11 protein-coding genes are annotated in these 16,086 nt (G+C 44.2%); 2 read left to right on the top strand and 9 right to left on the bottom strand.

The window, feature by feature from the left end:
* Positions 1–110: 110 nt before the first annotated feature.
* The 6 genes from WA381_RS01545 to WA381_RS01520 form a co-directional block, all read right to left on the bottom strand.
* Positions 111–1,658, bottom strand: a complete 1,548-nt coding sequence (locus WA381_RS01545; protein ID WP_156085999.1) for a pectate lyase family protein — start codon at positions 1,656–1,658, stop codon at positions 111–113.
* Between the two features lie 436 nt (positions 1,659–2,094).
* Entirely contained in the window at positions 2,095–3,189 is a 1,095-nt protein-coding gene (locus WA381_RS01540) for a mechanosensitive ion channel family protein (protein ID WP_156085998.1), read from the bottom strand.
* 332 nt (positions 3,190–3,521) lie between these two features.
* Positions 3,522–6,950: a M36 family metallopeptidase gene (locus WA381_RS01535; RefSeq protein WP_156085997.1), complete on the bottom strand. Its 3,429-nt coding sequence runs from the start codon at positions 6,948–6,950 to the stop codon at positions 3,522–3,524.
* A 193-nt stretch (positions 6,951–7,143) separates the two neighbouring features.
* A complete protein-coding gene (locus WA381_RS01530; RefSeq protein ID WP_039224650.1) occupies positions 7,144–7,554 on the bottom strand; it encodes a hypothetical protein in 411 nt (136 codons plus the stop codon).
* Positions 7,555–7,633: 79 nt separating this feature from the next.
* On the bottom strand, positions 7,634–8,563 hold the full coding sequence (locus tag WA381_RS01525) for a PA2778 family cysteine peptidase (protein WP_156085996.1): 930 nt from the start codon (positions 8,561–8,563) through the stop codon (positions 7,634–7,636).
* A 4-nt stretch (positions 8,564–8,567) separates the two neighbouring features.
* A complete protein-coding gene (locus tag WA381_RS01520) occupies positions 8,568–8,948 on the bottom strand; it encodes a PA2779 family protein (RefSeq protein ID WP_014951406.1) in 381 nt (126 codons plus the stop codon).
* Between the two features lie 581 nt (positions 8,949–9,529).
* Here WA381_RS01520 and WA381_RS01515 point away from each other — a divergent pair.
* Together WA381_RS01515 and WA381_RS01510 are read left to right on the top strand one after the other, a co-directional pair.
* Positions 9,530–11,131, top strand: a complete 1,602-nt coding sequence (locus WA381_RS01515) for an esterase/lipase family protein (RefSeq protein WP_231506416.1) — start codon at positions 9,530–9,532, stop codon at positions 11,129–11,131.
* Between the two features lie 99 nt (positions 11,132–11,230).
* Entirely contained in the window at positions 11,231–12,823 is a 1,593-nt protein-coding gene (locus tag WA381_RS01510) for an ABC-F family ATPase (RefSeq protein ID WP_039230708.1), read from the top strand.
* 96 nt (positions 12,824–12,919) lie between these two features.
* Here the strand turns inward: WA381_RS01510 and WA381_RS01505 are convergent, their stop codons facing one another.
* The 3 genes from WA381_RS01505 to WA381_RS01495 are packed head-to-tail and all read right to left on the bottom strand — an operon-like array spanning position 12,920 to position 15,887.
* Positions 12,920–13,825: a hypothetical protein gene (locus WA381_RS01505; protein ID WP_014951403.1), complete on the bottom strand. Its 906-nt coding sequence runs from the start codon at positions 13,823–13,825 to the stop codon at positions 12,920–12,922.
* 47 nt (positions 13,826–13,872) lie between these two features.
* Positions 13,873–15,015 (bottom strand): N-acetylglucosamine-6-phosphate deacetylase, encoded by a 1,143-nt coding sequence (nagA, locus tag WA381_RS01500; RefSeq protein WP_014951402.1) that lies wholly within the window; start codon positions 15,013–15,015, stop codon positions 13,873–13,875.
* Positions 15,012–15,887, bottom strand: coding sequence for a BadF/BadG/BcrA/BcrD ATPase family protein (locus WA381_RS01495; protein ID WP_156085995.1), 876 nt, complete (start codon positions 15,885–15,887; stop codon positions 15,012–15,014). The genes nagA and WA381_RS01495 overlap by 4 nt, the downstream gene beginning before the upstream one ends.
* Between the last annotated feature and the right edge of the window lie 199 nt (positions 15,888–16,086).

The raw sequence follows: 16,086 nt of genomic DNA, 5'->3' as shown, positions 1-16,086 counted from the left end.
GGGTTAACGTACTCGCAACAAAGCCACGTTACACAACGTGGCTTTTTTATTGAGTTAAATAAACTCTCACAGAGAGTCACCTAAAAAGGTTTAGAACAAGCGCAACCGACTTAATCTAAATACACCTCAAACTCTGCAATTTGTGGTCGTTGTGTTGCAGAATCGATGACAAAGTTGATTTTATCCAAATTGGTATTTGAAAACGAAATCGTACTTGGAATTGAGTTTCCTGATGCCAATACGCTGCCTGTGTCATTGTTCACAAGTTGCCATGAAGTTACCGCACCTTGAGTAGAAGAGGTCTCAATTACCCGTACAGTATTTACTGTCGTATTCAAGCGTTTGATGCTAATTCTTCCCGTCGTTCCGCTCGGAGACCAGTAAGTAGATACATCCCCATCCCTTACGTTCCCGTAACTTGTTCCACTGTACTTAGAGCTACCGTCAGATTGTGCATTTAACGCTAAGTTGGTGCCGCTTGGCGGATTACCTCCTGAGTTATCATCGCCGCCACCATTATCACCTCCCCCTGTGTCGCCACCTCCTGTATCATCACCTCCGGTATCGCCACCGCCACCAGTTGAACCGCAGCTACCGTCTGATACTGCAAGATTCTTGTTGGCACCAGCGGTGTTCTCAAGAATATCTCGTATACAAGATGCCCCATCTAGCGAGTAACTATAGGGGATAGATATTGATGCTGTAGATTGAACGTTTGGCCCTGCAGGTTCATAGTCACTGTCTGAGTCGCTCCACGTTACGCCACTTCCGAAAGTGTTTCCCGCAACCTGCCAATAACCGTCAGTTGTTGTATAAAACGTACCCAGTGGATCTTTACTATTTTCGAAATAGTTGTTTTCTACTTTGACTTCGGCTCCTGCGCGGGAATTAATCCCTGAAGAGCGAACGCCGTCATAGTAGTTATTGTAAATGTGAGCTGTTGCCCCCCTTACAAGGGGAACGCGCGAGTTCAAATTGTCAAAGATATTGTGGTGATAGGTGATCGGACCGTTATTGACTTGTGATTCGCTTGAACCTACCAAACCACCTCGATCTGAGTTACGTAAAATGCTGTAAGATAAGGTGATGTATTTCGAGTTATCCTTTACATCGAACAAGCCGTCATAACCATCACTTTCACCACCACTAGCTTCTAAGGTTACGTGGTCAACCCATACGTTGCGAACGTCTTTTTCTATCCCTATCGCGTCTCCGCCATTTGACGTGGGTGAGCCCGATTTTTTGACGTTTTTAACATGAACGTTTCTTATAATGATGTTTTGGGAATTCCTTATGTGTATACCTAGCTGGTCAAATGTAGCGCCACCGCCTACACCAATAAGTGTCACATTCGCGATGTCTTTTAACTCAATTTTGTCTTCTGCGGTATTACAGCTGTCTCCAGACACTTTTTCAGTATTACCATGATTGATTGTACCCGAGACTTGAATAATGATTGGCGTTTCTGAGGTGTTTCTATTACACAATGCTTCGTGAATTTGTTTACCCGTAGAAGCTTGTACTACTTGTCCACCTTGACCGCCTGTCGTGCCTCCGTTCTGTGTGTGAAAACCTGAAGCAACTGCAGACGTAGAGACGGCAAAGGCAATTGATGATGCAATTATCGTCGATTGAAATATCGGTAAGTTCTTTTTCATTTTTTGTCCTTAGATTAATAATTAGAAGGGCGTACTGCTTCAATTACTCAACAAGACAACTTCAATTAGTTCTTCTTTTCACGCGAACTAACGGAACTTAATTACCGCCCATTTGCCACCGGTAGCAAAAAGATAGTAGCAGGCAAAAGGAAATAATTAACAATCGCATTAATAACAAATTATTAATAAATATAACAAAAAATATACAATAGACGGTATAACCTTGAAAAACTTAAAGTTAATTTTCTTTATAGAAAAGAGAACTACAACCTAAATTGCCACCGGTATCTTTTGAGGAGTCAAAAATCACTCGGGGAAAACAAACGCTGTATAGAAAAGAGAGCGATACGGATAAACGCATGTTGACTATTTTTGGCGAAAACTCCCCGTCAGAAGTCTGAGACATCATTTGCTCAAGTCATATTTAGCGAGATTTTTAAGCTTTGGGCGTTAAATTCTCTGTGGTTTGAGCTGCACCTTCCTGCTCTAGGTTAAGCGCAGTAATTGGAAATGGAATGACAATCCCTTCTTCATCAAAACGCTTTTTAAGCATTTTTATAAAGGCGCTCTTTATGAAGAAGCGGTTAAAGTATTCACGGGTTCTCAGCATTACTGTTAAGTTGATACTAGAATTGTCGAAAGTGTGAAACAGAACAAAAGGTTGATAAGTTTCAACACCAAACTCGTGCTGCTCTAGAATAGTATTGGCAACCTCTAAACATACGTTTTCAACATGCTCTAAATCAGAGCTATAATGCACGCCAACTTCAACAGGCACCGACAGTTCGCGTTCAGGGTAGTAGTAGTTAATCAACTTTGAATTAGACAACTTACTGTTAGGCATGATCACGATGTTGTTAGGTAGCATTCTAACCCACGTGGAGCGCCATCCTATTTTCTCTACAAAACCTTGTTCTCCGGAATCCAGCTCTATGAAGTCGCCTATACGAATGGGCTTATCCATTACCAACTGAATACCCGAGAAGAAGTTTTCAAGCGTTGGCTGTAGCGCTAATGCTACTGCGAGCGAAGTAATGCCTAACGATGCAACAATGGGTGTTACCGACACCCCCATGGTGCTTAATATAATCAAAATTGCTAATACAGCGAAAAGCGCTCTAACTGCTCCACCAGCAATTGCGCTAGTATTTTTAACTATGGTTGACTGGTCGCGATAACGGCTCAACGAGTAAGTGACAAAACGCTCGAAGAAGAGAAATAAAGTAATGATGAGGCCAGCTTCGATAACAATGGTTAGCGCTTTAATCGCCCCTTCATCTTCTATCTGAAATACTGAAACAATACTTTTAACCAACAGCAGGAAAATAACCCAGATAAGCAAATTAAGTGGGGCATTTAACGACAGCACAAGCACGCGATAGATATCAGACATACTGCTGTTTTCTGAACGCGCTTTAGCTTTCAAACGCACCAAAATAAGTCGTTTAACAATGAAAAGCACAATAACAACGCCTACTAATCCGGCTATTGCTATTGCCTGCTGGTTTTCAAGAAGTTGAGTGCTGTCCACGGCTGACGGGGCTCCTGCATATATAAGTAGGCACTTTTTATTTTAAGCTACACCTTAGTACGTGAAAGAAGAGGCAAAAGGTGCACCAGTTATACCAATCCGCATAGATAATTGCCCACTCAGAAGGCGCAGGCAAGTTTCCTAGCGAAGCGTGGGAATGAACGAAGCTAGGATACTTGCCAGACCTTCCCGGAGGGCGAGTTTAATAAAAAAACCCTATGCAGTTTTCACAACATAGGGCTTTGGTTTGTTTTATAGGCCTTTAGAAAGGCAGTTGTTGGTAGGTGACCTTTCTTCTAGTTAGCCTAGATTCTTCGTGTTTTCACGGGCGACTAATTAAGTAAGTTCAAAGGTATTACTTTCCCTGTTACGGGATTAAACTCAAACGTTACTGTTCCCGTTGTCGCATTACCATTTTGATCAACGTTTGCGTCGTTAATATCACTTACAAACTGATCAATAACAACCCGGTATGACGTCGGGCCGTTAGCCCAACCATTCACGCGAACCCGATAGGTTTCTCCGGGGACAATGCCACCGCCAACTTGCTCATTAGAGCCCAAGTTGCCGGAGCTCGCCATAATATTGCCTTCGGCATCGAGCAGTTCAAAGTCAAGATCTGGCACCGCTACTACCTCAACATCAGCGCTCAGCGTTGCAACTACACTTGACGCACTTGGCAGCGCTGTAAACGGGATATCAACATAGTCAACGCCATCAACCAATGCTTCATCCGCTGCGCCAATTAAGACAACACCCGTGTGCTCCTCAATATTATGGTAAACCACAGACTGTTCTTTTGGCTCAGACGTATCAAAGGTAGGCGTTTCTCCTCTACCGGTTGACGAAGCGCCAGCTTCGTAGCCGCTGATCCGCGCTTGGAACGTAAAGAGTTTTCCATTTGGGTTATCAAACTTTAGATAACGCAGTGCAGATGTTCTGTCTACATCTAGCGATTGATCGAAACGGAACCTTGCTATGTCGCCGTTTTTACCAGTGCCACCATTATCTGCATTCAATACGGTAATACTGCCATTGCTAATATGAGTAATATCGAAATCAACTGGACCGTAAATTCTCTCGTCGCCAGTATTTATCAACGCAATATCAAAGGCAAAGATACCGTTATTGTAGTTTACATTACCCACCTTGTAGTCAACTTGCTCACTCACATCCACCGTGTTTAAGCCGGTTGAAGCAATCCCTGACATATTAGAAAAACCAACTTGCTGATTAGGGTTAAGGCTGATTGCACGTACTACGTATTCATAGTCAAACGAGTCTATGCCTTGACCTGCTCCACGCCCTAAACCTTGCCCTTTGTCTATGTAGCGATTATCGCCCACTATAAATTCAACATGGGTGAAGCCAGAGAATGTGAGGTCGCCGTCAAAGTATTCTCGGGTTGGTACACCCGTAAACAAACGCGCACTCGACCCTTTTTTGCGTTTTAGCAATTGATAAGCAAAAGCGTCAGGTACGGTTTCCCACGTAATTTCAATCGCGTCATCAGAAATGATATGCGCGTCTATAGCGTCTGGTGTCGATGGCTTAGCCTGGGTAGCCGTAAACTCGCTCACTGCCGTTGATATAGTCTGTCGACCGCCTAATGGTGCTTTCGCGTTCGCACCTAGCTCTCTAGCAGCAAAAACACGCTCAATTAATGCATGATGACGACCCGGTGAAGTTAAATCTAAAGGATCGGTAGGATATAAAGCGGCATCTGCAACTAACACTGCATCCCGTGCGCGCACGAAAGTGTCTGGTGCAGATATTCCTAGCACGTACATTGAGCCTAGGAAGATACGTTCCCACGTTTCTTTGCCCAAGCTAGTTTCTTGGGTAGGATCGCCGGTAACTGGGTCGGGGCGAACAAAGTCTTGTCTAGGCTGCAGCGCCACCATAAGCTCTCTTAAATCCCACATTGCACCCGCGTAAATTTCTCCATCACGATGCACTTCAAATGCGTTGTCTCTTGTACCTAATTGTGAATAACGAATTTGGCTCTGTGCAGAACGAATAAACTCAAATGAGTCGGGATTAACCCCCTGCTCTCTTAAGAATTTTCGTAAATCGCACGAATTAACGGGGTAAGTCCCTAAATCTGGTGTTTCACCAACTGTGTATGCCCATAGGTCGGCTTGCCCTTCGTTAAGCGCGCCACCTTCTGGCTCGCCTTCAAAACCTGCGATAGGGGTAATTGTCGCATGGGTGCCTTCATGAATGGGAACCGAGAAATCCATTGCTAGGTTGTTGAATAAGTAACCATGGCCGTAAGCTGTCGGGTTAACCACGACCTCTTCACCTGCAATTTCCTGTGATAACGGCACTGCGAATGCGTTGTCCAAGCCCAATAGCTTAGCCATAAACTCAGGATCTGCTGGATTATCTGGTGGGTCGAGCACATTCGGAATATGTACCACACCAGTTAACGGTACCGCTTCGTTAGGGTAGCTATTTGGAAACGAGCCATCGCCCACGCCACGACTATGCACAGCATCGCCGTCTTTATGAAGGTAATCTAAATATTCGAGCAATGTGGTGATGTAAATAAACTGGCTGATGCCGTCAATGTGATGTGCCGTAGAAGGCGTTACATGATCATCTTCGACAGGTCTTGCCTCAATGGCAGCATCCTCACTGAAGTGATACGTACCCGTTGCCGCTTGTGGAAAAGGCCCTTTTGTCAGCATCGCGCTTTCAATAAGCGCGTGCTTACCTGTAAGCAAACCTTCAACACCCGTCACAAAGTTAGAATCGTCAAACTTACGTAGATTAATGCGTTCCATCCCTTTCGGTTTGCCGGTGTAGCCACCTGCATCGTCCTCTATCAGACATTCACTTTGCATCGATGGCGTAATGGGTGGAAATGTTGGGAAATAATCCGCAGTCTGCTGAACTAAGCCAACCTGCCCCGTTTGCGTAACTTCATTTTCACCTAAAGGAAGAATGGTTTTGACCCGATCATTACGCGCCAGAATGTCTCCTGACTGGGCATCGATGACATACTCAAACACACCAAAGGGATTTGAAGAGTAATAGAAGAACTTCCATGCGAGTTTCAGTTTATTGTCATCTTGTACCACCACTTTCTGTGGCACTGGCTTGGCGAAAATGCCAAGGCTTTTTTCTATTTGAGAAAAGGCAGGGTTCAGTACATCAAGAGCTTCTATTGGCAATGCTCGTTTGTAAGACGCTAAATCCGCGGTTGCCACGCTGATCGCGCTATTAGCAGAAAGAACTTGAGAGTTAGCAATAGGCGTATTTATAGCTGTATCGGCAAACAGCGCTCTCACCACCTGAGACTCATCTATTAAGAGGCCGACACCTCTATCTTTGATTTTTACTCCATCAATGACTTGGTCAAACCTCACTAAATGACCACCCAATGCTGCTTTGCTGCGGTGAGGGTTAAAAAGAAAATCCCCGTCACTTAGTCCACCTAAAAGGGCAGAATGTCGACTAATAAAGTCATACCCCATCTGTTCAGGCGACGTGCCTGAAACATCAATGGCAATACCAAAAACACTATCTAAATGGCCATTAGCTGTTCGTAATGTAGATGATGGGAATGTGGTTTGCAGTTGGTCTAACGCCATTTGAAACAAGCTGTTTGCTGGCGGGTTAACAACATTGTCAGTCAGATTTATTTCAGCAATGCGGTGCGATGAAGTATCTAAGGGTGCGTGTACTTTGGAGGCGCTTGCTACGAAAGGTAGAGCCGCTGCTACCGCAGCATATATAAGGGTTCTTTTTTTCATTATTCAATCCTTAAAATTTGGAGCTATCAATGCGTTCAGCGTTAATACTGAGCAACGACTAGATAGCGTTAACCAAATTAGGATCGAGCAAAAAACGCCCATCCACCATAGGGGTTAACCACTAGAGTTAACTGCACCAACCAGATGTGGGAAATGAGAAAGTTAACTGTGCTATTAACTTATTACAGGCTAATTAGGAATCAGAGAGCAGAGATAGTTTGCGTTCATATTCGCGAGACAACCACGAAGAAGCTTCGTCAATATCTGTGAAAAAAAGATAATCCATACTTTTGAGCTCGGGGATCCTCTGAAACATTATTCCGCGTATAACAGGTCCTTTATAAACATAAGCTTTCGCGATTAATCCCATATCAGGGAGCCGTTTTATAATACGCTTGAGTATATCGAAGGCCTCAGGAGTTGCACCTTCAACTTGGCTAATATCTGCCAGAAGGGAAAAGGGTCGTTGATTCAGTCCTATGACTAGTTTAAAAAGACGATCGCTGTAGTCTTCCGCACTTTTTTCATTAAACGCGCCGTAGAGTCGAGTGGTGACTACTCCGTTCTCGTACGAAATTGTTGATGAGCTCAGTATTTTTGGCATAGCCTACTTTCACAATTACTTCCTAGGTTAATAGTAGACGATAAGTTTTCGTAAATGCGAATACTCTTAAAGTTTAGGTTTATTTCTCAGCCAATGTTAACAGCGGTTCGTTATTGGGAAAGCGTTCAAGCCCCTGTTTTAGAATTGTATTTGCCTTCTCGGGCATGTTGTTTTCGCGCAAAGCTAATACGTAGTTGTGAACATAAACATGTTGGTGCTGCCCCACTTCATAGCCTTTCTCAAACCAAGCCACGGCTTGGTTGTCGTTTTGCTCTAAGTAATAATTGGCAATCAGGAAATAACTTAACCAGTACGTTGGCCATGTATGCGACGCGGTTTCCAAAAACGCCAATGAACGCGCTTTATCTCCCACTTTAAGCATGTCGTAAGCCGCACTTACATAAGTGAACGATGTCATCTCAGGCGAGGTTACATTAGGAGGAACTGGTGCCAAATACCAGTAATTTCCTCTTCCCCACGTTCTTTCAAAAAGCTCAAGCGACATTTCGTGATTAGGCGTAAGGCCGGTATGTAAAGTAACCGTCCCCTTATCACTATCGAACCCAATAACAACAGCGTAGTGCCATTGGGGTAATAACTGGATGGACAAATTTTGAAAAACAATCACTGGGATATCGTCTTTAACTAACGACATAATTGACGATAAAGTCCCTCGGTCAGAATATGGCAAAAAACCAAATTGTCGGGTAGCGCTCACCATTTCTAGTTGTAAACTCCCTTCTTTACTGGGAATGAACAACTTAGGCGCAATATCATTTGGAGAGGTGCTTTCACCATAATAACCAAACACTTCAGATAGTGTGGTAGGCCCGCAATAAAACTGTTCTTGGGGGAAAAACGGAACAGATTGAATAGTGTGAGATTCAGGTAAAGAGGCAAGTCCCTCTTGCCGCAGCTTGTCAGCTTGAGGTGTGGACTGACAGCCTGAAAGCAAAAATAGAAGCGAAAGGCCTGCTAACGCGCAGGCCTTTTTAACTGAATTGATCATTCAATTAGCTGTTCACTGGACGAATAAATGGGTAAACGTCAGTTACACCAATTAGGTCCAAAATTGCGATAATAGCAAGTACGGTAAGCACTGCGCCCACAACGCCACCCGCTGGCGCTTGATTAATTTCATCATTTAATTGGGCAATTTCGCTGTCGGTCATGCCGTTGATTCTGGCGATAGCTTGGTTGCTATCTACACCTAAGCTAACCAATTTACTCTGCACGTCTGCACGATTAACCATGTCAATTAGCTGCTGCTTATTGTAGTGAGCGGCTTGAGTTTGCATTACGGAATCTGAGCTAATTGCTTCTGCATGCACGCTGCCTGACATTAAAACCGTTGCCGAAAAGCAACCAATCGCAATTTTTTTCAAAAATTTCATGATGTTTCCCTCTTTAAAATGCCCAGTTTTATTCTTCTTTTGCGTTACCTAACTCACGATAAACTAGAGTGAAATAAAACTTCGCACTGATTCAGCAGACGCATTTGCGCTCTGCGGTTTATTTTCAGTAGATAAGCACAGCAAGATTAAGACCAACTAAAAATGCTTTTTTTCATAATAGACAAGATTCCATTTTTTCTCTTTAAAATAACGATTTAAGTAACCTTTATACTAAAAATGCTGATCAAAGCTCTGTTCGTTAATTCTGCATTGATGCATCACCGCGCGCTGACTTTTATGTAATATTTTCTTTATGCTGGAATTATTTGCTTGCCACTAATATAAAAGAAGCAACAAACCATAAGGGGCAATCTGTAGAATGAGCGGGGGATTCGAAACGCTTGTTTCACGCCTCATACCATATGGAGTTAAGTTTGAGGTGCAATTTTTGACAAAAACACGCTATAAAAGGTTAATACTTTTTTTAGCGTTTGGGTGAAATGCGCATCAAGCAGAATCTCATTTATTGGGTATTGGTAGCGACTGTCTGCTGTATTAGTGCATGCAGTTCAGATAAGTTTATGCGTAAAAAAGTATCCCCTTTGTCTTTGGCCGGTGCATACGGATATGGCTATTTGCCCGACTTAAGCCACTTCGACAACATACAACTGGCTGCTCGGTGCACGTCGTACGAGCAAAGTACTACATTAGATATCGCGCTTGCGCTCGATTGCTACATTACCTTGTTAAAAAGAGACAGTCTTTCCGATGCGCATCGTGCTATAGGGATCGACGGGTATAACCTCGCAGTAAACAAGTTATTCCGTCTTAGACATACAACTGACAACTTAATTCAGGTTAACTACTCGGGCCCAAGCGAGCTCGTTTTAGTTTCAGAAATAGAAGCCTTAGACGCTCGCCTCTCTCCTAAGGTATTTGGTGAACTTGGCGGTGCTGCAGTGGCTCGAATTAGCAACCAAGCACAGAATGGCCGTAGCCTTGACCTAAACTATCCACTAGAAGGTATCTACTCGCCTTACTCCCTTCAAGTTGAGTCGGTTGCATTGAAAGGGCTTAGAATTCACATATCCTTGCAAGCCCAACATGTCGATGTGCCTACCGAAATACTGGTTGGAAACAACACATACACGCAACGGTACTCACCTGCTGCCGCTTACCTTTCCCTATTACAAAATGCCGACATCCATAATTTCAGCTGGCTAGGATTTATTAATGCACAAGACGCTGAAAAGAGAATGGGAGTCTTTAGTATTGGAGAGCTTTCTTCAGTCAAAACCCCAATTATTATGATTCATGGCCTCAATTCAGACCCGCTAATTTGGCGGTATCTCACAATGGCTATTTTCAATGACGAAGAATTATCTCAACACTATCAGATATTGCACGTGTACTACCCGTCAGGCCCTCCTCCTTTCTATAACGCCATGCGAATTCGCAATTTACTGTACAAGCTAAACCAGCGGATAGCGTCATCGGAAGGCGCTTCTTCATCTGCGGTATTGATAGGACATAGTATGGGCGGCGTAATCGCAAAGCTGATTTCAACGCATTCAGATAACACGTTATGGGATACTACTTTCACAGAGCCTCCAGAAGCGCTACTGGCTGAAGGCGATGAAATGTTGCGAGATATATTTATATTTAATCCTGTGTATAAAGAGAATACGGTGTTTTTTCTCGACACGCCACACCGAGGCTCAGAAATAGCTAATAGCCTTATAGGGTCGTTAGGCTCTTCACTCATCACACTCCCTTTTGGTTTTAAAGCGCTATTTAAAAACTTTATCGAAAAAGTAGGCGTGAGCAGATTAACCGCTGCTATGCTTCCTTTCTTGCAAAACTACGGGCCAGATAGCGTCCAAGTGTTGCGCCCCAATCACCCGCTGATGACAGCGTTAGCCGACATTCCTGTAGAAGGCGAGAGCTATTCTATTATTGGCTCAACCAGTACCTTGTATTGCCAGTCAGAAACAGAATGCGCTGCTATAACTGACTCTGTGGTCAGTTATAGCAGCGCATATTTACCTGAGGCAAAAGACACAACAATTGTTAACTCGTCACATAACTCATTCAAAAGCAGTCAGGCAATCGAGTTTATACTTGATAAGCTTCGCCAAAAGCACATCAGCGCAAAAACTGTTCAAAATTCCCTCGACATGTAGCCCTCAATTCCTTATAGTGCGCGCGCTTTTATATATTAGTGAAGTGACAATCGCTTTCACTACTATCTCTTCTCATCGTTTTACCCCTGGATACCTGTTTTGATTACCACCGCAAATATCACAATGCAGTTTGGCTCTAAGCCATTATTTGAAAATATTTCCGCAAAATTCGGCAACGGCAACCGATACGGCCTAATTGGCGCAAACGGTTGTGGCAAGTCTACCTTTATGAAAATTCTAAGCGGTAAACTTACTCCATCGTCGGGCAACGTTTCTATGGCGCCAGGCACAAAGCTAGGTATCTTGAGTCAGGACCAGTTTGCGTTTGAAGAGTTTAGCGTAGTCGATACCGTTATCATGGGTGACCGTGAACTATGGGAAGTTAAGCAAGAGCGCGACGCCATTTACAGCAAGGCTGAAATGAGCGAAGAAGATGGCATGCGCGTGGCGGACTTGGAAACCCAATTCGCCGAGATGGATGGTTACACCGCCGAAGCGCGCGCTGGCGATATCTTAAACTCTGCTGGCATCGACGAAAGCTATCATTTTGGTCTAATGAAGGAAGTAGCACCTGGTAAAAAAGTACGTGTGCTTTTGGCGCAGGCGTTATTTGCCGAGCCAGACATTCTGCTTCTAGACGAACCAACCAACAACTTGGATATCTACACCATCAGTTGGCTAGCTGAAGAGCTGAACAAACGTAAATCGACCATGCTTATTATTTCGCACGACAGACACTTCCTAAACTCTGTATGCACGCACATGGCCGATATCGACTATGGTGAGCTGCGCGTTTATCCGGGTAACTACGACGACTACATTCAAGCTGCCATGCTCGTTCAAGAACAGCTTCATGCAGAGAATGCTAAGAAGTCAGCGGAAATTGAAGAGCTACAGAGCTTCGTAGCGCGATTCTCTGCCAACGCATCGAAAGCGAAACAAGCCACCTCGCGTGCCCGCCGTCTTGAGAAAATTGAATTAGCTGAGGTAAAAGCGTCTAGCCGTCGTAAGCCTTATATTGTGTTTAACCAACATAAGAAACTTCACCGCCTTGCCATCACACTTGAAGACTTAGGCCATAGCTACCCAGATCTTCCGTTATTCGATAACGCGAACTTGCTATTAGAAGCTGGTCAGCGCTTGGCGATTATTGGTGAGAATGGGGCCGGCAAAACCACGCTTTTGAAGTGTTTGGTTAATGACATTGAACCTACCGCAGGAAGCTATAAGTGGGCTGAAAACGCTGCGATTGGTTACATTCCGCAGGATAACGCTAAATACTTTGCCGAAGATATCACTATGTTTGAGTGGATGAGCCAATGGCGTAGCCCCAAACACGATGACCTGCAAATAAAAGGTATGTTAGGACGTTTGCTATTTACGTCTGACGACTTCAACAAACGCGTGCAGGTATGTTCTGGTGGTGAGAAAAACCGTTTGCTGTTCGGAAAGCTAATGCTTCAAGACATCAACGTTTTAGTAATGGATGAACCCACTAACCACATGGACATGGAGTCGATTGAAGCCTTGAACAATGCGCTATACAAGTTTGATGGCACTGTTATTTTTGTTAGTCACGACCGTGAATTCGTTTCGTCACTGGCAACGCAAATCATCGAAATTAAAGACAAGAAACTGAATCACTTCGATGGAAACTACGAAGAGTTTTTGGCGCATAAAGAAAACGCGTAGTTATATATCGATGCCTTCATCAATAGATGAAGTGAGCCACATAACAAAACGGGCACTTATTTAAGTGCCCGTTTTTTGTTTCAGTATATTAAAAGCTTACTGACCAGATAAATACTTGCCAACCGCTGTCGCTAAGCGGTCGAAGTAGTTAACAATCGTATTTTTAATTGGCGCTAACTCTTGTTCCGTTATTTCATCAAAGTTATCTGGCGGTGTGAAATCTTCAACACGCTCATTTTTTAGCGCATCATCTTGAAATTCGGTAAACACTGGCAGCGTTAAGATATCAACTGGCTTGTCTAAACGCTCAATACTAACGTTAAAGCTTGCCGAAGCAATATAGTGATCGGTACCCAAAAAACTACGCGTAAACAGTCCGAACCCTTTGCTTTGATGCTCTGAACATCCATAAGTACCGCACTCGGTAATAGCCACCGTCGGCGCTTCTTCAACGATAATCACAGTGGCAATGCCTTTGTCTAACAACGATTTTCTTAATGTGTTTTGTTTGTCATTGAATGCCCCGTTATTTCCTTCACCCATCACAAAATCTAGGGCGCCTGCATCGTCAACCATAGAAGAGATATCCACCGCAGTGAAACGACTGTTTTGCTCAATGGCTTTTTTGAATGTGCTATACAGCGTGTTGTTCAATTGCCAGTCGTAGCTATATTCTTTCGTAAAATTGTTAAATTTAGTGGTACCGATATGCGTGTGAGTGGGAAACTTTTTAGCGCTAACCCATACCCCAACTTTTTGTTTTGGTGGCGCTACTGGCTTGCTATCTGGCTCTTTAGTCGATTCGCCTTTCGTGGTTCCATCATTTACGCTGTCGCCATCTTGCACCACATCTTCTTGCTCTGTGCTTTCAGTTGGCGTGGCTTCCTCGCTATTAGGTTGAGAAGGAACGCTTTCGCCAGAATCCATACCTCGTTGCGTAACACACCCTGCAGCCAACATTAATACGGCTAACAGAACAGTAAACTTTGTCACAAACTTCATAACACTTCCTTATTTCAAAGCCATTTAAGTTAATACTAAATTTCTACCTAAAAGACCATTCTCATATTACTGAAAACGTGGGTCAGTGCATTGGCGGAATTAAGCAGTAAAAAGTCTGCGCGCTGACCTTCGGTAATGCTGCCTATGTCACTCTCTAGCCCCATAAATTGAGCCGGCGTGGCACTCGCCATTTTGCTCGCATCTTCTAACGTTACACCGCAATCATTGTGCGCATTCAAAACTGCACTATGCATATCTAAGCACGAGCCAGCCAGTGTTTTGCCATCTGGCGTAGTCAGTTTATCGCCATGCCTAACAATCTCGGTATTAAAAAAGTGAAGACGCTCAATATCACTGCCCACATGCGCCATGGCATCGGTAACCAACACGGCGCGGTTGGCAGTTTTCACATTTAATGCCAACTCAGCACTTTTGCGATGTAAGTGGTGATGATCGATAATAAAACCACAATATACGGTGTCATTAAGCAACGCTGCACCAACGGCTCCTGGCTCCCGGGAGGTTAATGCAGACATAGCGTTGTACAAATGCGTAAAGCCTGTAGCTCCCGCGTCGATAGCCGCCTGGACTTGCTCATAGCTGGCATTGGTGTGCCCAATTGCAACCACAACTCCTTCAGTAACCATTTCTTTTATGAAGCTAGTACTCACCGTTTCTGGTGCGACAGTAAGTAAGACTTTACCAATATCTTTACGACATAAGGTTGCAAGCTCTGCGTCAGAAGGCATTCTTATAAATTGTGCTTCGTGCACGCCCTTTTTTGCTTTGCTCAAAAAGGGCCCCTCAAAGTGAATCCCTTTTATTAACGCTTTAATGCACTCTGGGCCGCCCGCCATTACTTCCGCAATGGCATCCGCCGCCTGAGCCATTGTTGAAGCATTATCGGTAATGATAGTTGGCAACATTGACGTTGTGCCGAAACGAAGATGAGCCAGCGCCATGGTTTCTACTATAGCGGCAGAAGGGCTATGGTTAAAAAGCACACCACCACCGCCGTTCACTTGCGTGTCGAAATAACCGGGAATGAGCTTTCCGTTGTAAATACTACTGAGCTCTGCTGAGGTCGCATCGCTAATACTGACTATCTTGCCGCTATCAGCAGTAATGGTTTGGTTTTCAAGCCAACCTTTTGGCGTTAAAACCTGCTCGACAGTAATCGATTCTTTCATTCGCTTTTTACTCTTTTGGCAAAGCTGATAGCGCCATATTCAGCACTTTTTAGCGGCGCTGTTAAATTAGAAGAGATAGAAGGCGAAAGTAAAGGCGTGTAAACATCAGCAAGGCCACCAACTAAACATAGCGGCAATGTAGAAGCCTGATTAATCAATGCTTCACCCAACTGATTGAGGTAATTTGCTCCCTTTCGAATAAGAGAGGTCGCGGCGGCACACTGGTCTCGATAAGCCTGTATAACCACTGGGGCAATATCACCAAAATCTGCAGCGTTGTAATTTGCCACCAAGGTCACTAATTGCAGAGGTGACGCTAAATTAAGGTGCTCACAAATTCGCTTCTTTAATTCACTAACGGGCTCTACGCCGTCATAAGAAAGCAGTACATGCTTTATAGCTGATAAGCCCAACCACGCACCACTTGCATCATCGCCAACTTGCAGACCGTAACCACCTTTGTCAGTAAATACCCCCTTGTCGTAACGGGTTGCCGCTGAACCTGTACCGCAAATAATAAGGGCTCCAGACTGATTGTCGTGCGCGCCCAAACAAGCGGCGTGTAAATCACTTATTACCACGGTATCGGCAAATGGGTTGTCTAACGCCAAAAAAGAATGCTTTGCTTGAGGAATATTCGCCCCTGCCAATCCAGCAGCTAGCAACACTTCTTCGCATGTAATCGGCAACGAAGCACTGTCTATTGCGTCTAACGTTGCGTCTATTACCGATCCCATTGCTTGTTCGGGGTTGGTCATTATATTTGCAGGGCCTGCCGCCCCTTCACCTAATGTATTGCCATCAATATCTTGCAACAATGCACGGCACCGGGTGCCACCACCGTCAATACCCACTACATATTTGTAACTCACGGGTTACCTGCTTCTCTAAACTATTCAATACAACTTGTTGTATGCACTTTACCACACCGATTTCACAGAATAACTTGCTTTCTTGCCAGTAACGCAGCCTTTCACGTTACCCGAAGGCCCTTATACCATATATGGACCCTCTCCGATTGCAAGACACCGTGTTGATTTAATAACGTGATTCATTGCTGCCATATATTCG

Source organism: Alteromonas sp. CH_MED4-4 (assembly GCF_037029575.1).
Classification (GTDB): Bacteria; Pseudomonadota; Gammaproteobacteria; order Enterobacterales; family Alteromonadaceae; genus Alteromonas; species Alteromonas macleodii.
This window is presented reverse-complemented; position numbering and strand designations above follow the sequence as displayed.

What these genes read in the sequence shown, in the direction of transcription:
- WA381_RS01535 (WP_156085997.1), bottom strand. Translation starts at nt 6,950, where the DNA reads ATGAAAAAAAGAACCCTTATATATGCTGCGGTAGCAGCGGCTCTACCT.
- nagA (WP_014951402.1), bottom strand. Translation starts at nt 15,015, where the DNA reads ATGAAAGAATCGATTACTGTCGAGCAGGTTTTAACGCCAAAAGGTTGG.
- WA381_RS01525 (WP_156085996.1), bottom strand. Translation starts at nt 8,563, where the DNA reads ATGATCAATTCAGTTAAAAAGGCCTGCGCGTTAGCAGGCCTTTCGCTT.
- WA381_RS01545 (WP_156085999.1), bottom strand. Translation starts at nt 1,658, where the DNA reads ATGAAAAAGAACTTACCGATATTTCAATCGACGATAATTGCATCATCA.
- WA381_RS01530 (WP_039224650.1), bottom strand. Translation starts at nt 7,554, where the DNA reads ATGCCAAAAATACTGAGCTCATCAACAATTTCGTACGAGAACGGAGTA.
- WA381_RS01515 (WP_231506416.1), top strand. Translation starts at nt 9,530, where the DNA reads ATGCGTAAAAAAGTATCCCCTTTGTCTTTGGCCGGTGCATACGGATAT.
- WA381_RS01520 (WP_014951406.1), bottom strand. Translation starts at nt 8,948, where the DNA reads ATGAAATTTTTGAAAAAAATTGCGATTGGTTGCTTTTCGGCAACGGTT.
- WA381_RS01505 (WP_014951403.1), bottom strand. Translation starts at nt 13,825, where the DNA reads ATGAAGTTTGTGACAAAGTTTACTGTTCTGTTAGCCGTATTAATGTTG.